Consider the following 20235-nt stretch of genomic DNA (forward strand, 5'->3'; position numbering starts at 1 on the left):
GGGGCCGCCCGGCTTCCCTTAACAATCCCGCCCCCCCTGGCCCTATTGGCCCCATGTGGCGGGGGTTTTATCAGCGAACCCGCGCGCCGGGCGGGCGGGCCGAGCGTCCCAGCGGGCCGGCCCGGAACGCGAAACGGCGCCCGCCGGCTCCCGTGTGAGGAGCCCAGCGGGCGCCGCGGACCAGCTACCGGCTGCGCGTGCCGTCGCGCGCCTCGAAGCGCGCCACGCGCCCGCCGGTGTCGAGGATCTTCTGCTTGCCGGTGTAGAACGGGTGGCAGTTGGAGCAGACCTCGACGTGGATCGAACCACTGGACTCGGTGCTGCGGGTGGTGAAGCTGTTGCCACAGCCGCACTGCACCTCGGTGGTGATGTACGTGGGGTGAATGCCGGTCTTCATGCGTGTTCCTCTTTCCGGGAGAGCCTTGCGGACGGGCCGCCGGGTCGCCCCCGCGGATGCGCGTGGACGTGAACCGGAGCCGGGCTCGACCGACCAGTATTCCAGATCAGCCGGTCGGTATGCCAAACGCGACGCGGCCGGGGTCTATTCCGGGTGTTGCGGGGCCCGCGCCGGACCGACAGCGGCGACCGGGGCGGCCGGGACGAGGCGGATCCCCAGCACGCCGACCGAGGAGAGCCCCCAGCGCGGTCCCAGCGTGGACAGCCGGCCACGGATCCCGTACTTGCGCACCAGCGCGTCCAGCACGCGGGGCACGCTGGATTCGGGCAGCACCCGGCCGATCGCCGGCACGGACCGCCCGCGCGGATACCCGCGCGTCGTGCAGGGCACGACCTCGCAGGCGCCGTCCCGGCGCAGCCGCTTGACCTTCCCCGACGTGGGGTTGGTCCACACCCACAGCTGGTCGCCCGCGGTCCCGGGCCAGTCCGGGTCCGCGGGCATCACCCACACCGGCGTCGGGACGGGCGTGCCGTCCCGACGAAAGGTGGTCAGCAGCATGTACTCCGCCCGGCCGAGCACGTCGGCCGGGTCGGGGCGCCCCGGTCCGGTCAATCGTTGTTCCCGCCGGGCGTGGTCTTGGCGACCTGCATGAGGAACTCGACGTTGCTGCGGGTCTTGCGCAGCCGGTCCAGCACCAGCTCGATGGCCTGCTGGGTGTCCAGCGCGGCCAGCACCCGGCGCAGCTTGACCACCACGGCCAGCTCGTCGGGCGACATGAGCAGGTCCTCCTTGCGGGTCGACGACTGGTCGACGTCGATCGCCGGGAAGATCCGCTTGTCGGCCAGCCGCCGGTCCAGCTTGAGCTCGGCGTTGCCGGTGCCCTTGAACTCCTCGAAGATGACCGTGTCGCCGGCGGAGCCGGTCTCGACCAGGGCCGAGGCGAAAATGGTCAGGGAGCCGCCGTTCTCGATGTTCCGGGCGGCGCCGAGGAACCGCTTCGGCGGGAACAGCGCGGTCGAGTCGACACCACCGGACAGGATCCGGCCCGACGCCGGGGCGGCCAGGTTGTAGGCCCGACCCAGCCGGGTGATCGAGTCGAGCAGCACGACGACGTCGCGGCCCATCTCGACCAGGCGCTTGGCCCGCTCGATGGACAGCTCGGCCACCATGGTGTGGTCCGCCGGCGGGCGGTCGAAGGTCGAGGCGATGACCTCGCCCTTGACCGACCGCTGCATGTCGGTGACCTCTTCCGGCCGCTCGTCGACGAGCACCACCATCAGGTGGCATTCCGGGTTGTTGGTCGTGATGGCGTTGGCGATGGCCTGCATCACCATGGTCTTGCCGGCCTTGGGCGGCGAGACGATCAGCGCCCGCTGCCCCTTGCCGACCGGCATCACCAGGTCGATGACGCGGGTGGTGAGCAGGTGGGCCTCGGTCTCCAGGCGCAGTCGCTCGTTGGGGTACAGCGGGGTCAGCTTGGTGAACTCGGGCCGGTTGCGGGCCTGCTCGGGGTCCAGGCCGTTGACCGAATCCAGGCGCACCAGCGCGTTGAACTTCTGCCGCTGCTGCTCCCCCTCGCGCTGCGCCCGCACGGCGCCGGTGACCGCGTCACCGCGGCGCAGGCCGTTCTTGCGCACCTGGGACAGCGACACGTAGACGTCGTTCGGGCCGGTCAGGTAGCCCGACGTGCGGATGAACGCGTAGGAGTCCAGGACGTCCAGAATGCCGGCGACCGGCACGAGCACGTCGTCCTCGCGGATCTCCGGCTCGCTGGGGCCGTCGGCGAAACGGTCGCCGCGGGAGCCGCGCCGGTTGCGGTCGCGGTAACGGCGACCGCGCCGGCCGCGGCCGTCACCCTCGTCGTCGTCGTCGCGGCGGTTGTCGGGGCCGCGATCGTCCCGCCGGTTGTCGGACCGGCCGTCGTTGCGGTTGTCGGTCCGGGTCGACGGGCCGCCGGCGCGGTTCTGGTCGCGATTCTGGTCCCGACCGCCCTGGACGTCCCGGGCTCCGCCCTGATCGCGACCCTGCTGCGGGCGATCGCCGGTGGCGGCTCCGTTGGCCGCACCGTTGGCGGTGCCGTTCACCGCGGCGTCGGCGGATTCGACCCGGTCACGGCCGTCGCCGCGGTCCCGGCCGTCGCGCCGGCCCCGCCGGTTGCGGCGGTTGCGCGAGCCGTCCTCGCCGCCGCCCGCGCCGGCATCGTGGTCGGCTCCCTGGTCGGCCGGGTGATCGGCACCCTGGTCGGCCGGGTGATCGGGCCGGCCGGACGCGTCCGGAGCACTGCCGGCGGAGCCCTCGCCGCCGGGTGCGGTGTCGGCCGGGGCCGATCGGTGCTCGGCCGGGGCGTCGGCGGGCGCGGTGTCCAGCCGATCGAGCGGCAGTTCGGGCTCACGGTGGCGGCCGTTGGTGGCCGGCGCGTCGGCCGGCGCCGCGGCCTTGGCCGAGGACCCCTCGCCCTGCTTGGCGGTGATGGCGGCGACCAGGTCGCCCTTGCGCATGCCCGACGTGCCGCGAATGCCCAGCTGGGAGGCCATGGCCTTGAGGTCGGTCAGCACCATGCCCGACAGTCCTTCACCCTTACGGGCGCGACCGCGCCCGGACCGCGGCGCATCGGCGCCGGCCTCGAGGGTGGGGGCTTCGAGCGACTCCGTGGTTTCCGTCACGAAGATCCTTCCTGTCCGGCCGATTCAGTTCGACCGGGATTGGAGCGCCGCCCAGCGGGCGGCTGCCATGGCGTGCCCTGCGAGGGCACGGCCAGATACACCGATCACCGCCATTGACGCCTCGGACCGATACCGGACCTGCCGGGTTCGCCGCCGTCAGCGGATGCGGTCGGCAGCGTCGTCAGGATGGGAGCGGCGGGAATCTCGTCTCCAACGCCGCGGCGGTACAGCCGGTGATCGCTGTCAACAGTAACCGCATGTCCCGCGCATCAGCAACTGTGGGTGAGCGTGTCGCGTGGGCCGATTCGAACGATCAATCGACCAGCCGGGCGCCGGCCGGGCAGACCGGCACGAAGTCGACGTCGAAACCCGGCCGCCGCCACGCATTTACGTCGAAATCACCGGCGACGAGGGCGATCACCGACGGTCCCGCGCCGGAGATCACGGCGGGCACGCCGGCTGCCCGCAGGTGCGTCATCAGCGCCGCCGAGGCCGGCATCGAGGCCGCCCGGTACGGCTGGTGCAACCGATCGCGGGTCGCCGGCAGCAGGTAGGCGGGGTCGACGGTGAGCGCGTGCACCAGCAGCGCGGCGTCCGCGGCGTTGGCGGCGGCGTCGGCGTGCGGAACGGTGGCCGGCAGCAGGCCCCGGGTGTGGTGGGTCGAACTGGACTCCTGAGCGGCGAACACCACGATCCGGACGTCCGGATGCACGTCGCGCCGGATGGCGACCGGCACCCCGTCCTCACCCGTGAAGGCCAGGGTGAACCCGCCGACCAGCGCGGGGGCAACGTTGTCGGGGTGACCCTCCATCGCGGTGGCCAGGGCCAGCAGTTCGTCGTCGGACAGCCGCCGGCCGTTCTCGGCCGCCAGCTCCCGGCCGAGCAGCAGGCCGGCCACGATCGCCGCCGCCGACGAACCCAGCCCGCCGCCGTGCGGGATGCGGTTCACGCAGGTCAGGCGCAGTCCGGTCGGATCGGCCGGCGCCCCGGCCGCAGTCAGCGCGGTGCCGATCGCCCGGATGATCAGGTGCCGGTCGTCCAGCGGCACGTCGTCGGCCCCGAAGCCGGACACGACGACCTCCAGCGGGCCGTCGGTGCGGCACACCGACACCTCGTCGTACCGGGCCAGAGCAAGGCCGAAGCTGTCGAAGCCGGGACCGAGGTTGGCCGACGTCGCGGGCACGCGGACGGTGATCGTCGGGCCCTCCCCCGCCACCACCGGCAGCCTTTCCGCGGGCATCGCGCTCATCCGGTCAGGCCGAGCGCGTCCGTGACCGCCTCGGCGGCCACCGGGAGCACCACCGGATCGGTCATGAAGCCCATCGCGGTGTCCGGGTCCTTGAGCCCGTTGTCGGTCACCGTGCACACGACCAGCGATCCCGCCGGCACCCGCCCGTCCGCCACCGTGGCGATCAGCCCGGCCACCGACGCCGCCGACGCCGGCTCGACGAACACGCCCTCGGTCGAGGCCAGCAACCGGTAGGCGTCCAGGATCTGCTCGTCCGTCACCATGTCGATCAGGCCGTGAGATTCGTCACGGGCGGTGACCGCGCCGTTCCAGGACGCGGGCGCGCCGATCCGGATGGCGGTCGCGATGGTGTCCGGGTTGCGCACGGGATGGCCCAGCACCAGCGGCGCCGCGCCCGCCGCCTGGAACCCGACCATCCGCGGCAGCGCGTCGATGACCCCGTCCGCGTGGTACTCGCGGTACCCCTTCCAGTACGCGGTGATGTTGCCGGCGTTGCCGACCGGCAGGCAGTGCACGTCGGGCGCCCGGCCGAGCACGTCGCAGATCTCGAACGCGGCCGTCTTCTGGCCCTCGATCCGGACCGGGTTGACCGAGTTGACCAGCTCGATCTCGTCGGTGGTGGCCGCGGTCTTGCGGGCCAGCTCCAGGCAGTCGTCGAAGTTGCCCTCGATCTGCAGGATCCGCGCGCCATAGGCCACGGCCTGGGCCAGCTTGCCGGCGGCGATCTTGCCCTGCGGGATCAGCACGGCGCTGGTCAGCCCGGCCCGGGCCGCGTAGGCCGCGGCGGACGCCGAGGTGTTGCCGGTGGAGGCGCAGATCACCGCCCGGGCGCCGCGGGCCAGCGCGTGGGTGACCGCGACGGTCATCCCGCGGTCCTTGAACGAGCCGGTCGGGTTGGCCCCCTCGACCTTCAGGTACGCCTGCACGCCGAGCCGGTCGGACAGGGTCAGCGCGGGCACCAGCGGGGTCCCGCCCTCGAGCAGGGTGACCACCCGGGCCCCGGGCGGCACGGCCACCCGGTCGGCGTAGGCGGCGATCAGCCCGGGCCAGCCCAGACCGGTCCGGCCGGGCGCGGCGGCAATCCCGTTCATCGCATGTCCCCCGTCACCCGCATCACGGACGTGACCGCCCGCACCGCGTCCAGATCGGCCAGCCGCCGGACGGTGGCCGACAGCGCGGCGTCCGGCGCACTGTGCGTGACGACCACGAGCCGGGCGTCGTCCCCGCGACCCTCCTGCCGGACGGTCGAGATCGACACCTCGGCGTCGGCGAAGGCCGAGGCCACCGCGGCCAGCACGCCGGCCTTGTCGTCCACCTCGAGGCTGATGTGGTACTTCGCCAGCACGTCGCCCATCGGCAGGATCGGCAGCGCCGCGTAGGCCGATTCGCGCGGTCCGCGGCCGCCGGCCACCTTGTTGCGGGCCACCGCGACCAGGTCGCCCAGCACGGCGGAGGCGGTCGGGGCGCCGCCGGCGCCGGGCCCGTAGAACATCAGCCGGCCGGCCGCCTCGGCCTCCACGTAGACCGCGTTGTACGCGCCGTCGACGCTGGCCAACGGGTGCGTGGTGGGCAGCATCACCGGGTGCACCCGGGCAGAAACCGCACTGGGACGGCTCCCGTTCTCGGGCACCCGCTCGCAGATGGCCAGCAGCTTGACCGTGCAGCCGATCTCGCGGGCCGCGGCGATGTCCGCGGCGGAGACGTCGGCAATGCCCTCCCGGTAGACGTCGGAGGCCCCGACCCGGGTGTGGAAGCCGATCGAGGCCATGATCGCGGCCTTGGCGGCGGCGTCGAAGCCGTCGACGTCGGCGGTCGGGTCGGCCTCGGCGTAGCCGAGCCGGGTCGCCTCGGCCAGCGCCTCCTGGTAGCCCATCCCGGTGTCGACCATGTTCGACAGGATGAAGTTGGTGGTGCCGTTGACGATGCCCATGATGCGCAGGATCCGGTCGCCGGCCAGCGACTCGCGCAGCGGCCGGATGAGCGGGATCGCGCCGGCCACGGCCGCCTCGAAGTACAGGTCGGCGCCGGCCGCGTCGGCGGCCCGGTACAGCTGCGGCCCGTGCTCGGCGAGCAGGGCCTTGTTCGCGGTCACCACCCCGGCACCGCGGCCCAGGGCGGTCAGCAGCAGATCCTTGGTCGGGTCGATGCCGCCGATCACCTCGACGACCACGTCGATCGCCGGGTCGGCGACCACCCCGGCGGCGTCGGTGGTGAGCAGGCCGGCCGGGATGTCGGCGTGCCGCTCGGGCCGGCGGACGGCGACCGCGGCCAGTTCCAGCGTGGCGCCCACCCGGGCGGTCAGCTCGGCGGCCTGCTCGACGAGCAGCCGGACCACCTGGGAGCCGACGACGCCGGCCCCCAGGACGCCCACCCGGACCACGGGGGCGGCCGCCGCGGGCATGCTTCCCGACGGCGCGTTCATCGCGACCCGCCCGGCCGGGTGACGTCCCGGAACACCCGGAACGCGTAGATCAACAGCAGGATGACCACGAGGATCGCGGCGACCGCGATGGTGACCGTGAGCCACTGCGGCAGGTCCGGCTTGACCAGGGTGATGACGATCAGCACCCCGGCCAGGATGAGCAGGACGACCCCGGGGACCAGCGACGCCGGCTTGGCCGGCTTCTGGTCGGGGTCGTCGTCAGGGATCGTCACCGGGTCTCCAGGAGCATCAGGTCGTCGTCGGTCTCGCGGCGCAGGATCACTCGGGCCACCGCGCCGCCGGCGGTGGCGCCGTCGGCCCCGGAGGATCCGCCCTGCGCCACCGCCACCACCGCCGGGCGGGGCACCCGGTTGTAGTTGCTGGCCATGGCGTAGCAGTACGCGCCGGTGGCGGCCACCGCGAGCAGGTCGCCGACGGCCAGGTCGGCCGGCAGGTAGCAGTCCCGGACGACGATGTCGCCGCTCTCGCAGTGCTTGCCGACCACCCGGGACAGTACCGGCCCGGCGTCCGACGAGCGGGACGCCAGCGTGACCGTGTACTCGGCGTCGTACAGCGCGGTGCGAATGTTGTCGCTCATCCCGCCGTCGACTGACACGTAGCGGCGGGTGAGCCCGCCGTCGAGCTGCACGTCCTTGATGGGGCCCACCTCGTACAACGTCCCCGTGCCGGGCCCGGCGATGGCCCGGCCCGGTTCGACCATGACGGCCGGCACGGCCAGCCCGGCCAGCTGGGATTCGCGGCCGACGATGTCCAGCAGGGACTTGGCCATGACGTCGGGCGCGGGCGGGTCGTCGTCGGAGGTGTAGGCGATGCCCAGGCCGCCGCCCAGGTCCAGCGTGGTCAGCGTCTGCGCGAGCTGCGGGAACTCCTCGACGACCGTCCGGAGCAGGCCGACCACCCGGTGGGCGGCGACCTCGAAGCCGGACGGGTCGAAGATCTGCGAGCCGATGTGCGAGTGCAGGCCGATCAGCCGCAACCCGCGCAGCGCGACCACCCGGCGCACCGCCTCCGCGGCGGCCCCGCCGGTCAGCGAGAAGCCGAACTTCTGGTCCTCGTGCGCGGTGGCGATGAATTCGTGGGTGTGCGCCTCGACGCCGACGGTGACCCGGATCATCACCGGCACCGGATCGTCCGCCCGGTCCTCGACCAGGCCGGCCAGCCGCGCGATCTCGTGGAAGGAGTCGACGACGATGGCTCCGATCCGGTTCTCCACGGCCATCGCCAGTTCGGCGTCCGACTTGTTGGAGCCGTGCAGCGCGATCCGCTCGGGCGGGAACCCGGCCCGCAGGGCCAGCCGCAGCTCGCCGGAGGTGCAGACGTCCAGGGCCAGACCCTCGTCGGCCAGCCAGCGCACGATCTCGCTGCACAGGAACGCCTTCCCGGCGTAGTGCACGCTGCCGGCGCCGCCGAAGGCGTGCGCGAAGTCCTGGCACCGGCTGCGGAAATCGGCCTCGTCGACGACCATCAGCGGCGTGCCGTGGGTGCGGGCCAGGTCGCGGGCGTCGGCCCCGGCCAGGCTCAGCGCGCCGGCGTCGTTGCGGGCGGCGCCGCGCGGCCACACCATCGGGTCGAGGCGGTTCAGGTCGGTGGGCGCGCCGTGTCCGGGCCGGTCCGGGTGCAGTTCGCCCGAACGGGGCCCGGCGGGATGGGTCCTCACATCCGCTCCGGCGCGTCGACGCCGAGCACGGCCAGGCCGTTGGCCAGCACCTGACGGGTGGCCGCGCACAGCCACAACCGGGCGGTGGTCGCGTCCGTCGGGGGCTCGTCGCCCATCGGCAGCACCCGGACCGAGTCGTAGAACTTGTGGTACCCGGACGCGAGGTCCTCCAGGTACCGGGCCACCCGGTGCGGTTCGCGCAGCTCGGCCGCGGTCGCCAACACCCCGGGGTAGGCCGCCAGCAGGGCGATCAGCTCGGATTCACGCGTGGTGTCGAGCAGGGCGGGGTCGTAGCCGTCCCCGAGCTCGATGCCCAGGTCGGCCGCGTTGCGGGCCAACGAGGCCAACCGGGCGTGCGCGTACTGGACGTAGAACACCGGGTTGTCGCTGGTCTGCCGGGTCCACAGATCCAGGTCCAGGTCCAGCGTGGTGTCCACCGAGTAGCGGATCAGCGCGTACCGGGCGGCGTCCACGCCCAGCGCGTCGATCAGGTCGTCCAGGGTGATCACGGTGCCCGCGCGCTTGCTCATCCGCAGCGGCTGGCCGTCCCGGACCAGGTTCACCATCTGGCCGATCAGCACCTCGACCACGTCCGGATCGTCCCCGAACGCCGCGGCGGCGGCCTTGAGCCGGGCGATGTAGCCGTGGTGGTCGGCGCCGAGCATGTAGATGCACAGGTCGAACCCGCGGGACCGCTTGTCCAGGAAGTACGCCAGGTCACCGGCGATGTAGGCGGGTTGCCCGTCGGACTTGATGACCACCCGGTCCTTGTCGTCGCCGTAGGCCTTGGAGTTCAGCCACCAGGCGCCGTCGGCGAACGTCAGGTGCCCGGAGTCCTTGAGCCGCTGGACCGCGGCGTCCACCGCCCCGCTCGCGTGCAGCGAGTTCTCGTGGAAGTACACGTCGAAGTCGGTGCGGAACGTGTGCAGGGTGGCCTTGATCTCGTCGAACATCAGCTCGACGCCCTCGTGCCGGTACAGCTCGGTCGCCTGCTCGTCCGGCAGCTGCGGTGCCTGCGGGTGCGCGGCGGTGACCCGGCCGGCGATCTCGCCGATGTAATCGCCGCCGTACCCGTCCTCGGGGGCCGGCTGATGCCGGGCCGCGGCCAGCAGCGACCGGGCGAACCGGTCGATCTGCGCGCCCGCGTCGTTGAAGTAGTACTCGCGCACCACGGTGGCGCCCTGGGTGCCCAGGATCCGGCCCAGCGCATCGCCGACCGCGGCCCAGCGGGCCCCGCCGATGTGGATCGGACCGGTCGGGTTGGCCGAGACGAACTCGAGGTTGACCTGGCGGCCGGCCAGCGCGTCCCCGGCGCCGTAGGCGGCCCCGTCGGCGACGATCCGGCCAACCAGCGACGCCGCCGCCGCCGCTTCGACCGAGATGTTGAGAAAGCCCGGCCCGGCGATCTCCACGGCGGCGATCCCGCTCTCCGCCCGCAGGTGGGTGGCGATCACCCCGGCGATCTCGCGGGGGGGCCGGCGGGCCGCCTTGGCCAGCTTCATCGCCACCGGCGTGGCGTAGTCGCCGTGCTCGCGGGACTTGGGACGGTCGAGGGGGACGTCGGCCGGCACCTCGACGGAAAGGTCGCCGGCGTCGACGGCGGCCGCCAGGGCACGGCGAACGGCGTCGGCCAACTGCACAGGATCCACCGGGCCATTCTAGGAAGGGATCGGGATGCCGAGTGCACACCGGGCGGCGGCGCGGGCCTCGTTCACGCCGACGCCACGGGTCGGGTCCGTAAACTCGCACCGGCCGCTCCACCGGTCGCGGCCACCGGCCGTGCCGCCCGCGAGCCGGCCGGACCAGTCGAGAACGGCCCCGGACCAGCCCCAGAACAGCCCCAGGACAGCAAGGACACCGCCCGCATCATGGCCAGTGGCAAGAGCACGAAGAAGAGCCGACCCGCCGCGCCGGTGGTGTCCCGCCGTCAGGGGCTGCCCTGGCTGACCATCGCCGCCGTCGTCGCCGTCGTCGCGCTCGCCGCCGGCATCTTCATCGTGGTCTTCACCAAGAACCAGGAGAAGAGTGCCGCGGCCGACGCGCTGGCCCCATGGACGCCCTCCGAATCCAACCAGGACCCGTCGGTCAAGATCCCGGGCATCTACGTCGGCGCCAACACCCCGGCGACCGCCGACGGCCCGGCCACCTACGTCGACTACAAGGCGGCCATCCACATCAACGCCGACCAGCGCGTCTCCTACAACCGGTTCCCGCCGGTCGGCGGGCCGCACGACGGGACCTGGGCCAACTGCAACGGCATCGTCTACACCACCGCGGTGCGCAACGAGAACATGGTGCACACGCTGGAGCACGGCGCCGTCTGGATCACCTACAACCCGGACACCATCGCGCCCGGCGACCTGGACATCCTCAAGTCCCTGGTCGACGGTCAGCCCTTCACCACCCTCTCGCCGTACCCCGGCCTGGACAAGCCCATCTCGCTGCAGTCCTGGGCCCACCAGCTCAAGCTCGACTCCGCCTCCGACGAGCGGGTCAAGCAGTTCATCACCGCGCTGCGGCTCAACCGGTGGGTGTACCCGGAGACCGGCGCGACCTGCCAGCAGCCCTCGTTCGACACCCAGAACCCGCCGCCCTTCGACGCGACGCCGCCCGGCGCCGACGCGATCCCGATGTCCGGTACCGGTGGCGTGGTGAACTCCACCGAGATGTCCGTGGCCACCAGCGACCAGTCGGTCGACGCGACCGCGACCGCGCCGGTCTCGACCGCCGAGCAGGCGCCGGCGAGCACGGGCTGACGGCCGTGACCGATCGACCGGTGCCGTCCGCCTCCGAGCCTGTGCCCGATTCCGTGCCCGCTCCCGCGCCCGAGCCGGCGAGCGCATCGACCGGGACCGGGCCCGCCGGGACGGATCCGGCCGGCGCCGCGCCGACCGGGACCGCCCCGGCCGGCCGGTCCCGGGGCCTGACGACGCTGCTGCTCGTCGCCGCCGCGGTCGTGCTGCTGCTGGTCGGCGCGACCCTCGGGTTGGCCCTGTCCGGGACGTTCCGGTCGGAACCGGCGAACCCCGACACCGCCTCCGCGGACGCGGGTTTCGCGCGGGACATGATCGTGCACCACGATCAGGGCGTGCTGATGGCGCATTACGCCGAGCAGAACACGCAGGACCCCGAGATCGGGGTGATGGCCTACGACATCGGCTACACCCAGACCGATCAGATCGGCCAGATGCAGGGCTGGCTGTCCCTGTGGGACCTGCCCGAGACCACCGACGCGGCCCGGATGAGCTGGATGGGTGGCGACGCCCACGACGGGCACGACATGGGGGCCATGACGGCGGGCACCACGGCCGGTTCGAGCCTCGCGGGGGGCTCCGGGGCGGCCGGCGCCACCGGGAGCACGGCGGCCGGCGGCGAGACCGCGCTCATGCCGGGCATGGCGACGAACAGCGAGATCGCCCGGCTGCAGGGATTGCGCGGCACCGAGTCGGACATCTACTTCCTGCAGCTGATGATCCGTCACCACCAGGGCGGCCAGCCGATGATGGAGTACGCGGCCGAGCACGCCACCAATCCGGTCGTGCGCAACTTCGCGGACAAGATGGTCCAGACGCAGTCCGCGGAGATCGCCGTGATGACACAGATGCTGGCCGAACGCGGCGCGGAACCGCTGCCGGCGGGCTGAGCCCCGGTCCCGGGCCCCGGCGCAAATGTATTTCCCGGGCGGCGCGGTGGTCCTGACCCGGGCGGCGGGGCACCGCCGCCCCCCGGACCCGCCGGCCCCGAAGGACACGGATCGATGAGCACCCTCGCGGACGCCCCCGCACCGCCCCGCCGCAATCGCCTGATGATCGTCGTGGGCGCGATCTTCCTGGCCGTCGGGCTGATCCTGGGCACCGTCTTCGCCCTGATCGGCACGAAGGACTACTCGGCCTACACCGCCCGGGCGAGCGCCACCGTCGTCGACGTCGACGTGCACACCACCCGGAGCAACGGGACCACCCGGACCAGCCGCGAGTACGACGTTCAGTTCACCGCGGACGGCCGGACGTACCGGATCGACCACATCGACGGCGTCCGGACCGGCGGCGACCTGGCGGCCGGCGACGTGGTGGCGGTCGCCTTCCCGCCCGCGGACCCGCAGTCCGCGGTGTCGGCCGCCACGGTCGACGGCGGGGCCCGGGTCCTGCTGATCGTCGGCGTCGGTGCCGGGCTGCTCTTCGGCGGGCTCGGCGCCCTCGTCCTCGGGCTGGGGTTGCGCCGCCGGCCCGCGGCCGTCCTCGGCGGTGCCGGCGCCGTCCGGCCCGCCGGTCCCGTCCCGGCCGATCCCGGTCCGGCCGACGCGATCGGGCGCCGCTGGACGTTCGACGAGGTGGTGGCCGATCTGGCCCGCCGGACGGCCGGCACCCCGTACACCGTGCTGCGCGCCGGGGACGCCGTCACCGTGCGGGTCGACCTGGCCGATGCCCGCTGGTGGGCCCTGCTCCAGCGCCAGGGGCTGACCAAGACGTACGCCACCACGCTGACGCCGGCCGGTGCGGGCAGGGTCGCTCGGTCCGACCTGCTCGCCGAGGTCGAGTGGGCGGCCGGACCCGACGGGCGGCTGGTCCCGCGGCTGACCGGGCACGCGGCGGCGGTGGGCGGCCGGGTCTGGGCCGTCGGCGCGGAGAAGGCCTGGGCCCTCGGGCCCGACGGGGTGAGCACCGTGGTCGACTACCGGCTGGACTCGGGCGAGCTGCACGGGCTGGTCCGGGCCACCCTGGAGCGGGCCGGCTGGTCCACCGCCCTGGACGTGCAGTCCAGGATCGGCATCTGGGTCGCCGCCGTCGCCGCGGTCGGTGCGGTGGCCGCGGGGATCGCCGTGCTGGTGCTCTGACCGGCCGGCCGGGACTGCGCCACCCTCGGCCGGACTGCGCCGCCCTCGGCCGGATCGCGCCACCCCGGCGACCGTCGCACCACCTCGACCCGGCGCGACCGTCTCCGAACCGGCGCGACCGTGGTGGAACCGGCGCGACCGTCACCGACCCGGCGCGATGGCACGCTGCGCCCCCGACCGTGGGCCGGCACCGGGCCTCTCGTGGCCGAGCGTGCGAGACCGCCATCGAGCACCGGAGCACCCTTAGAACTCCAGGCCGATGTGCTCGAAGTACCGCCGCGCCGAGCGGACGACCGCCCCCTTGGCGTCCTCGGTGAGCACCTTGCCCCACCATGCGCCGTAGATCACCGCGAACGCCAGCGGATCGACCAGCTGGACCGCGCGGCGGATCGTGTCCGGATGCTCGGGAATGTAGTTGGGGTAGCTGTACATGAACGAGAGCCATCGACGGTCCTCGACCACCTGGAAGATGTCTCCGGTGAGCAGCGCACCCCGCCCGTCGGCGCCGGCCGGCCAGTGCAGGATCGTGCCGCCGGCGAAGTGGATGCCGGCCCGGTACAGCGTGCGGCCGGGCAACACCTCGACGCGGTCCCCGGACCAGAACCGCACGTTCCCCGATCGCTGCACCCACTGCCGGTCCCGCTCGTGGATGTAGACCGGAACGCCGCCGAAGGCCTCGCTCCAGCTGATCATGGAGGCGTAGTAGTGCGGGTGCGAGATGGCGATCGCGGCGACGCCGCCGAGCTCCTGCACGGCCGCCACGGTCGGCGCGTCGAGCAGCGAGATGCAGTCCCACAACAGGTTCCCGCCGTCACCGGGCACCAGCAGGGCGCGCTGCCCGATGGCGAAGCGCGGCGTCGTGCCGATGCCCGTCAGCCCGAACTCCTCGGCCGCGACGTGGTTGGTGTGGCCCTGCGTGACGAGCTCGCCGATCGAGGTCCACTGCTGGCCGGCCGGCGGGACGTACTGCCGGTCGTCCGAGCAGATCGGGCAGCGGGCCGGCGCCGGACCGGCCTCGTACTGCACCCCGCAGGTCAGGCACATCGGGTGGGTCTGGTCCATCCGGCCGACCATAGCGGGCCGGCACCCCGAGGCCTCGTGGACCGCCGGAGGGGGGCGCCGACTCGTCCGCGGCCCAGGTGGTCAAACGGGCCCGCGGGATGGGGTAATGTTGCGTGCCGCGCCCCCGTAGCTCAGGGGATAGAGCACCGCCCTCCGGAGGCGGGTGCGCAGGTTCGAATCCTGCCGGGGGCACCAGGCGCGCGGCCGATCCGTCGATGACGGGTCGGCCGTTTGTCGTTCCGGTGCAAGCTCGTTCACCGGCCCAGCTCCTCCAACGTGACCAGCCCGTCCTCCAGAGCCCGCGCGACGAGCGCGCTTTTGGTGGGTGCGTCCCGGCCCACCGCGGCGTACTTGATGCGGACCCGCTCGATGTAGGTGTCGACGGTGCGGGGGCTGATGCCCAGCATGGCCGCCGCCATCCCCTTGGACGAGGACGCAAACCAGGCCCGCAACGCCTCCAGCTCCATGGGTGCCAACCGGGGTCGATCCGCAGCGTCGTCGGCCGCGATCGCGCCCGAGAGCGACGGCGGGGTGTACGGCCGGCCGGCAGCCGCCGCATGGATCGCCGCCACGAGGTGCGCCCGCCCCTCGGACTTCGCCACGAACGCCAACGCCCCGAGGCCGATGCATTTGACCGCCGTCGCCCGGCTGCTGTCGCCGGTGTACACCACGATCCGGCGGCCGACCTTGGCGAGACTGCGCAGCTCGCCGAACTCCTGGGCACCGGAGGTCAGGTGCAGATCCATGATGACGACGTCGGCGCCGGCTCCAGGGCCGGTCCAGGCCGTCGCGACCCGGTCACCCGACTCGATCAGGAGAATGGGCGGATCCGCAGCCGCGCACCATGCACGGACGCCCTCGGTCACCACCTCATGATCGTCGATCAGCACCGCCGTCACTGCGGTCGCGTCGCCGGCGGCCGCGCCGCCGTCCTCCGCTCCTGCAGTCAGGACATGCTCCACCGCGCCTGAATCCATGTCACGTTCCCCTCCCTGATCGTGTCCATCGCCACGTCCTCGGTCGGCGTCCAGCCGTCGGCCGGAAGCTCCACGTCGTCGCCGACCGCGCCGAGCGTCACGCAACCGTCGGTGCCGACGAGAGTGACCCGCACCCGGCTCGCGGCGGTTGACACCACGAGCAGCAGGCCGTCGGTCAGGGCGCGGCGAATCTCCTCCGGCGGGTCCGGCCACGTGCCGCTGACCTGAAGCTCCACCACGACGTTGCGCCGTTCGGCCACATCGACGCAGTGCCGGACGACGTGCAGCAACGGATCGGGCGCGTCCTCGGACTCGGCGAACAGCCGCCGCAACCGGGCGGCCTCGATCGAACAGGCGCGCCGGACCCGAGGATCCGTCGGGTCGGCGCTCCCGTCCCGCAGGGCGCGCAGCTGCGGTAGGACCCCCTGGTCCAGTGCCGCGAAACGGCGCCGACGGCCACTGTGCAACCCGGAGGCGATCGCCTCCCGCGTCCGCAGCAGCTCGCTCTCCCGCCACGATCGCTCGACCGTACGGGCGGCCCCGGCCAGCGCGGTGGCGGCGATCGCGGCGGCCAGTGGGTAGCCCAGCGTGCCGATCGCACCGCTGAGCGCGTTGAGCAGTGCGTCCGCGTCCCCGGGTCGGGTGATCAACACATCGCTCACCACCATCGCCTCGTGGACGATCAGGAAGGCGACGAAGACGACCAGTGGTCGATCGAACAGCACGACGAGGCCGACCCATCCGACCACGCCGGTCGACCAGTCGGCAGCCGTGGTGGCGGATCCGGCCGGCAGGCCGGCCATCGACAGGACGGAGGCAGCGAGGACGGCCGCGACGGCCAGGGGCCAGGTCGCCCCCCAGGGCCGGTGTCGGGCGACCCGGACGACCCCGATCAGCACGATCACCGCGAAGGTTGCCCACGCCACCGCCTGGAACCACACCGGGTGGTAGGACCGGACGTTGCGGAGCATGCTCATGGTCAGCAGCAACGTCCCCGCGACGGCGGTCACCCCGACACGCAGGCCGGACAGATACCGGTCGGCCGGACCGGGCGGCAACTCCGTCGGTGCCGGTGTGGGAATCATGCCGGCCAGCGCAGCCGCACGACCGTGCCGGCGTCCGGGGTGGACTCGACCTCCACGGCACCGCCCACGTCAGCCATCCGGCGCACCATCGACTCCCGCATGCCGCGCCGGCCGATCGCGACTCGCGCCGGGTCGAACCCCCGCCCGCGATCCGTCACGTGGACGGCCACCACATCGCCGGCAGCGATCACCCGGACGTCCACCGACGGCGTGCCGGCATGCCGGGCGGCGTTGCGCACGGCCTCTCCGGCGGCCCCGGCAATGGCCCGGACGACCTCGCCGTCGAACGAACGGTCAGCGGGTCCCTCGAACACGACGTCGATGCCGTGCCCGGTGCACGCGGACCGGATCGAGTCAGTCAGGTCCGAGCAGGCCGCCTGCGGCTGCGGGATCGACTCCAGCACCACCAGATCGCGGGCCGCCCGATCGACGAGCGTGCGTCCGCCGTCCTGACCGACAGCGCCGACACCGACCATCAGGAGTGTGCTGGCCGCGGTGTCGTGCAGTGCATCGAGCATCCGGCGTTCGTCCGACCGGACCGCCTCGGCCACCTGCTGCTCACGCCGCAGGGCTTCGAGAGCGGCCGCGGAACGTCTCGCCGCCCGCCCGCCCTGCTCGACCAGTCCCCGCAGCATGCGGCCGAGCAGGCAGAGCACCAGGGACCAGGCCGCGGTGACCAGGCTGTCGGACCACGTGCCCGTCGGCAGCGCCAAGGCCAGGCCCGCGACCATCGCTGCCGAAAGGATGACAGCTGCCGCTGCACCTGTCCGCCGCGACGCATAGAACTGATAGCTCACGGCCGCGAAGGAAACGAAAGGCACCAGCCACGATTGTCCGGCCGCCATCCACGGGGCGGGCACCGTCCATTTCACACAGACCGAGAGTAAGGCAAGAAAGGAAATATCGATCCAGGTCAGCCATTCGCCGATCGGCCGTCTGATCCTCCGCACATACACGGCACTCCACAGAGTGAATATCACCATCAATCCGGACACGACCAGCCGCATCGCTCCGGGGTCGGCGGCCGCGATCGCGACCGTGACGGTCGGAACCAACGTCACGACACGGGTTGTCGCCGCGTAGCGGCGGCCCACCCCCGGCACCGGCTCCTTATTCGTCGCCGAGGACGGGCGCGATCTCCACCCACTCAACCCCACGATGAAAGAATAGTGCCCGGAGCCCGCTTGCCTTTCGGCCCAGTGACCGCCACCCACGACATCCGGTCATGAGGGTCGAACACCCGACGCCGTCAGCCGCGCGAAGGCGCGAGACTGACCGGGCCGGGAAGAAGTGGTGGAGCAACGACCGGGGGGAATCGATGGGAATGTGGTTTCGACGGCGACGCCCGCCCCGCCACCATCGTTCCGTCGGCGGCGCCGGGCGCCGGGGCATCGCAACGGCCCTGGCGACCGGCCTGCTGGTGCTGGTCCTCCCCGCGATTCCGGCCGCCGCCCACACCGGCCAGGGAAACGCCACCCCGGGCAACAACGGACCCCACCCTTGGCCGAGCGACGGATGCTCGACTCCGGGAGCGAAGGTCAGCACGGTGCCGGGGATCTTCGACTTCACGCACGCCTGCATTCACCACGACGGGTGCTACATCGGTTTCCCCCGGGACGGCCGGCCGACCTACTGGGTGAGCCGCGCCCAGTGCGACACCTGGTTCCTGGGTGATCTGCAGGCCAGTTGCCGTTGGCAGCACGGCGGTGACCTGTCCTCCTGGGCCGGGCGGCAGTGTTCGACCTGGGCCACGGTCTACTACCGCGCCGTGCGGATCTTCGGCACCGGTTACCTGGGCCCGGAGAACAACTGATTGCCACCGCCACCGGTGCAGAACCGGCGGGCGGCCCCCTCATCCGCATCACAGTTGTCCCCCATCCCGTGGGGGTCTGTTCGCCGACCCACAGGTCGGCCCGACCAGGAGGTACGCATGACTGCTGTCCATTCGTGGCGCCAGGCCATTCGCTGGGCGGTGGTGCTGACGGCGGCGCTGCTGTCCGTCATCGCCCTGACGCTGTCCGGCACGGCTTCGACGACGATCCCCGGTCGAGCGACGCCGGTGACGCCCGAGGTCACCGACTCGGTCATCCAGCTCAGTCCGTCCGAGTTGATCCAGTGGCGGCAGGCCACCGCCACCCCTCGGCAGCGAGCCGAGATCGTCGAGCAGCTGAACCAGGCGTTCGCCGGCGTCGCCACGGTGAGCAGCGGTGACACCGCGCCGGTATCCGGGTCGACGGCCTCGGGCGTGCGGGTGCAGCAGGTCCTGGCCACGGGCTTCACCGCGGATCACTTCTGGATCACGGCCTCCTACGCGGACATCGCCCGGGGGTCGGTACCGGCTGCGGTCGCCGCGTGCGCCACCCGAATCCCCCGAGCGCTGTGCTCGGCCGCCGGCAACTGGCTCACCGCCGCAGCAGCGGGATGGGGCGCCGGCAACAGCCACGGACTCTGGGCCGCCGTGTACTGGTGGCCTCCGCGATTCACCGGTGGGCGTTGGTAGGGACGCAAACGCTGACCCCTCGACGGGCTGCGCCCCGGCCGTCCGGCCGGGGCGCAGCCCTTCGCGTCCTCCGATCCGCGCGGGCGCGCACCGGATGAAGCGGCCTGGACCGGCCGACTGTTTGACCGGCCAGGCCTGGCGTGGTCCGCTGTCCCGGGTCAGTGACCACACCTGATACTGCTTGTACCCCATCCGTGCGCCATTCGTACCCTGCTGGTCGGGTGAACACGGCGATCACGTTCCTATGATGGAATGCGGCCCCCGGTGCCGGGCGGGCCGGATGAACGGTGAGGTTGGCAGGCCGGACGATAGGACGCGGTGACGGATGGTGACGGACCTCCTTGCGGAGGCGGTGGCCGCGATCTCCAGTTCCACGGTGGAACAGATCGGCCACTTCAGCTACGACGCTCCCACCGACACCTGGACCTGGTCCGACGAGCTCTACCTGATCCACGGTTTCCGGCCCCGCGAGGTCGTGCCCACCACCGCCCTGCTGGTGGCCCATCAGCACCCGGACGATCGGGCGGCGGGTGTGGACGACGTGTTCGAAACCCTGCGCAGCGGCCGGCCGTTCGCCTCCCGGCACCGCGTCGTGGACAGCCGCCAGGTGGAGCGCAAGGTCATCACCGTCGGGCAGGCCGAGCTCGACGGCGCCGGCCAGATCCACCGGGTCAGCGGCTTCGTCATCGACGTCACCGGAAGCTTCCGGCGGGACCTGGCCGCGTCCACCCACGCCGCGGTCGAGGCCGCCGGTGCCTCACGGGCGGTGATCGACCAGGCCAAGGGCGCGCTGATGCTCGTCTACGGGATGGACGAGGACGCCGCCTTCAACCTGCTGCGCTGGTACTCCCAGCGCTCGAACGTCAAGCTCCGGGACCTGGCCGAGACCCTGGTGACCGCCACCTCCGCGGGTGTGCCGATGAGCGGGGACACCCGGCGCCGGCTGGACGAGGTCTTCTTCGGCCTCGCGGGCGGGCATCCGGAGACCGACGGGTCCGCGGTCAGCGGCGATCTGACCACCACCGTCACCGTCGAGCAGGGCATGCAGATCCTGCACATCACCGGCAACGTCGATCTGTCGACCGGCCCGCAGTTCACCGCGGTGCTGGCGACCGCGGTCGGCCAGGCCGAACGGCCGACACCGGTCGTGATCGACCTGTCCGACCTGACCCATCTCGGCTCCGTGGGGCTGGCCGTGCTGACCCAGTTCAGCCGCCGCTGCGCCGGCCGCGGCACGCCGCTGCGGGTCGTCTTCGGCGAACTCAGCACGCTCCCCTCCGTGCGGTCCGCGGGTCTGTCCGGCTTCCGGACGATCGCCGACGCACTGGCCTGAGCGCGTCGACCGCCCCCGGCCCGGTCGCGGCTCGG

19 protein-coding genes and 1 tRNA gene are annotated in these 20235 nt (G+C 72.7%); 7 read left to right on the plus strand and 13 right to left on the minus strand.

Features of this window, described 5'->3' with window-relative positions; genetic code table 11:
- Positions 1 to 184 precede the first annotated feature (184 nt).
- The 9 genes from rpmE to argS form a co-directional block, all read right to left on the minus strand.
- Positions 185 to 397 carry a 50S ribosomal protein L31 gene (rpmE, locus tag ACOJUF_RS17435; RefSeq protein ID WP_420123089.1) on the minus strand — a complete coding sequence of 71 codons (213 nt, stop codon included), beginning with the start codon at positions 395 to 397 and terminating at the stop codon, positions 185 to 187.
- A gap of 144 nt (positions 398 to 541) precedes the next feature.
- Positions 542 to 1009 (minus strand): PPOX class F420-dependent oxidoreductase, encoded by a 468-nt coding sequence (locus ACOJUF_RS17440; RefSeq protein WP_420123090.1) that lies wholly within the window; start codon positions 1007 to 1009, stop codon positions 542 to 544.
- Entirely contained in the window at positions 1006 to 3060 is a 2055-nt protein-coding gene (gene rho, locus ACOJUF_RS17445; RefSeq protein WP_420123091.1) for a transcription termination factor Rho, read from the minus strand. The genes ACOJUF_RS17440 and rho overlap by 4 nt, the downstream gene beginning before the upstream one ends.
- A 313-nt stretch (positions 3061 to 3373) precedes the next feature.
- Complete coding sequence (thrB, locus tag ACOJUF_RS17450) at positions 3374 to 4309, minus strand: homoserine kinase (protein WP_420123092.1); 936 nt, start codon at positions 4307 to 4309, stop codon at positions 3374 to 3376.
- Positions 4306 to 5400 (minus strand): threonine synthase, encoded by a 1095-nt coding sequence (gene thrC, locus ACOJUF_RS17455; protein ID WP_420123093.1) that lies wholly within the window; start codon positions 5398 to 5400, stop codon positions 4306 to 4308. The genes thrB and thrC overlap by 4 nt, the downstream gene beginning before the upstream one ends.
- Complete coding sequence (locus ACOJUF_RS17460) at positions 5397 to 6710, minus strand: homoserine dehydrogenase (RefSeq protein WP_420123094.1); 1314 nt, start codon at positions 6708 to 6710, stop codon at positions 5397 to 5399. Before ACOJUF_RS17460 ends, thrC begins: the two co-directional genes overlap by 4 nt.
- A 17-nt stretch (positions 6711 to 6727) precedes the next feature.
- A complete protein-coding gene (locus tag ACOJUF_RS17465; RefSeq protein ID WP_420123095.1) occupies positions 6728 to 6964 on the minus strand; it encodes a hypothetical protein in 237 nt (78 codons plus the stop codon).
- A complete protein-coding gene (gene lysA / locus ACOJUF_RS17470; RefSeq protein ID WP_420123096.1) occupies positions 6961 to 8409 on the minus strand; it encodes a diaminopimelate decarboxylase in 1449 nt (482 codons plus the stop codon). Before lysA ends, ACOJUF_RS17465 begins: the two co-directional genes overlap by 4 nt.
- Positions 8406 to 10058 carry an arginine--tRNA ligase gene (argS, locus tag ACOJUF_RS17475; protein ID WP_420123097.1) on the minus strand — a complete coding sequence of 551 codons (1653 nt, stop codon included), beginning with the start codon at positions 10056 to 10058 and terminating at the stop codon, positions 8406 to 8408. The genes lysA and argS overlap by 4 nt, the downstream gene beginning before the upstream one ends.
- 219 nt (positions 10059 to 10277) lie before the next feature.
- On the opposite strand from argS, the gene ACOJUF_RS17480 reads away from it, so the two are divergent.
- From ACOJUF_RS17480 to ACOJUF_RS17490, 3 genes are all read left to right on the plus strand, one after another.
- Complete coding sequence (locus ACOJUF_RS17480; protein ID WP_420123098.1) at positions 10278 to 11165, plus strand: DUF3105 domain-containing protein; 888 nt, start codon at positions 10278 to 10280, stop codon at positions 11163 to 11165.
- A 53-nt stretch (positions 11166 to 11218) separates the two neighbouring features.
- Positions 11219 to 12052, plus strand: coding sequence for a DUF305 domain-containing protein (locus ACOJUF_RS17485; RefSeq protein WP_420123099.1), 834 nt, complete (start codon positions 11219 to 11221; stop codon positions 12050 to 12052).
- A 114-nt stretch (positions 12053 to 12166) separates the two neighbouring features.
- Positions 12167 to 13243: a DUF3592 domain-containing protein gene (locus ACOJUF_RS17490; protein WP_420123100.1), complete on the plus strand. Its 1077-nt coding sequence runs from the start codon at positions 12167 to 12169 to the stop codon at positions 13241 to 13243.
- A 243-nt stretch (positions 13244 to 13486) separates the two neighbouring features.
- Here ACOJUF_RS17490 and ACOJUF_RS17495 read toward each other — a convergent pair whose 3' ends face one another.
- Entirely contained in the window at positions 13487 to 14305 is an 819-nt protein-coding gene (locus ACOJUF_RS17495; protein ID WP_420123101.1) for an MBL fold metallo-hydrolase, read from the minus strand.
- A gap of 120 nt (positions 14306 to 14425) precedes the next feature.
- Between ACOJUF_RS17495 and ACOJUF_RS17500 the strand changes: the two genes are divergently transcribed.
- A tRNA-Arg gene (locus tag ACOJUF_RS17500) sits at positions 14426 to 14500 on the plus strand.
- Positions 14501 to 14559: 59 nt separating this feature from the next.
- Here the strand turns inward: ACOJUF_RS17500 and ACOJUF_RS17505 are convergent.
- The 3 genes from ACOJUF_RS17505 to ACOJUF_RS17515 are packed head-to-tail and all read right to left on the minus strand — an operon-like array spanning position 14560 to position 17428.
- On the minus strand, positions 14560 to 15267 hold the full coding sequence (locus ACOJUF_RS17505) for a DNA-binding response regulator (protein ID WP_420123102.1): 708 nt from the start codon (positions 15265 to 15267) through the stop codon (positions 14560 to 14562).
- Positions 15252 to 16367: a hypothetical protein gene (locus ACOJUF_RS17510; protein ID WP_420123103.1), complete on the minus strand. Its 1116-nt coding sequence runs from the start codon at positions 16365 to 16367 to the stop codon at positions 15252 to 15254. The genes ACOJUF_RS17505 and ACOJUF_RS17510 overlap by 16 nt, the downstream gene beginning before the upstream one ends.
- Positions 16364 to 17428 carry a sensor histidine kinase gene (locus ACOJUF_RS17515; protein WP_420123104.1) on the minus strand — a complete coding sequence of 355 codons (1065 nt, stop codon included), beginning with the start codon at positions 17426 to 17428 and terminating at the stop codon, positions 16364 to 16366. The genes ACOJUF_RS17510 and ACOJUF_RS17515 overlap by 4 nt, the downstream gene beginning before the upstream one ends.
- Positions 17429 to 17691: 263 nt before the next feature.
- On the opposite strand from ACOJUF_RS17515, the gene ACOJUF_RS17520 reads away from it, so the two are divergent.
- The 3 genes from ACOJUF_RS17520 to ACOJUF_RS17530 all read left to right on the plus strand — a co-directional run bounded on the left by ACOJUF_RS17520 (position 17692) and on the right by ACOJUF_RS17530 (position 20200).
- Entirely contained in the window at positions 17692 to 18180 is a 489-nt protein-coding gene (locus ACOJUF_RS17520; protein ID WP_420123115.1) for a phospholipase A2, read from the plus strand.
- A gap of 117 nt (positions 18181 to 18297) precedes the next feature.
- Entirely contained in the window at positions 18298 to 18867 is a 570-nt protein-coding gene (locus ACOJUF_RS17525; RefSeq protein WP_420123105.1) for a hypothetical protein, read from the plus strand.
- Between the two features lie 328 nt (positions 18868 to 19195).
- Entirely contained in the window at positions 19196 to 20200 is a 1005-nt protein-coding gene (locus ACOJUF_RS17530) for an ANTAR domain-containing protein (RefSeq protein WP_420123106.1), read from the plus strand.
- The last annotated feature ends 35 nt before the right edge of the window (positions 20201 to 20235 follow it).

Source organism: Nakamurella sp. (assembly GCF_048594475.1).
GTDB lineage: Bacteria > Actinomycetota > Actinomycetes > Mycobacteriales > Nakamurellaceae > Nakamurella.

Bases quoted from the DNA above. Each gene is read 5' to 3' on its own strand.
- rpmE (WP_420123089.1), bottom strand. From the start codon at position 397: ATGAAGACCGGCATTCACCCCACGTACATCACCACCGAGGTGCAGTGC.
- thrB (WP_420123092.1), bottom strand. From the start codon at position 4,309: ATGAGCGCGATGCCCGCGGAAAGGCTGCCGGTGGTGGCGGGGGAGGGC.
- thrC (WP_420123093.1), bottom strand. From the start codon at position 5,400: ATGAACGGGATTGCCGCCGCGCCCGGCCGGACCGGTCTGGGCTGGCCC.
- ACOJUF_RS17460 (WP_420123094.1), bottom strand. From the start codon at position 6,710: ATGCCCGCGGCGGCCGCCCCCGTGGTCCGGGTGGGCGTCCTGGGGGCC.
- ACOJUF_RS17480 (WP_420123098.1), top strand. From the start codon at position 10,278: ATGGCCAGTGGCAAGAGCACGAAGAAGAGCCGACCCGCCGCGCCGGTG.
- ACOJUF_RS17490 (WP_420123100.1), top strand. From the start codon at position 12,167: ATGAGCACCCTCGCGGACGCCCCCGCACCGCCCCGCCGCAATCGCCTG.
- ACOJUF_RS17495 (WP_420123101.1), bottom strand. From the start codon at position 14,305: ATGGACCAGACCCACCCGATGTGCCTGACCTGCGGGGTGCAGTACGAG.
- ACOJUF_RS17510 (WP_420123103.1), bottom strand. From the start codon at position 16,367: ATGATTCCCACACCGGCACCGACGGAGTTGCCGCCCGGTCCGGCCGAC.
- ACOJUF_RS17520 (WP_420123115.1), top strand. From the start codon at position 17,692: ATGTGGTTTCGACGGCGACGCCCGCCCCGCCACCATCGTTCCGTCGGC.
- ACOJUF_RS17525 (WP_420123105.1), top strand. From the start codon at position 18,298: ATGACTGCTGTCCATTCGTGGCGCCAGGCCATTCGCTGGGCGGTGGTG.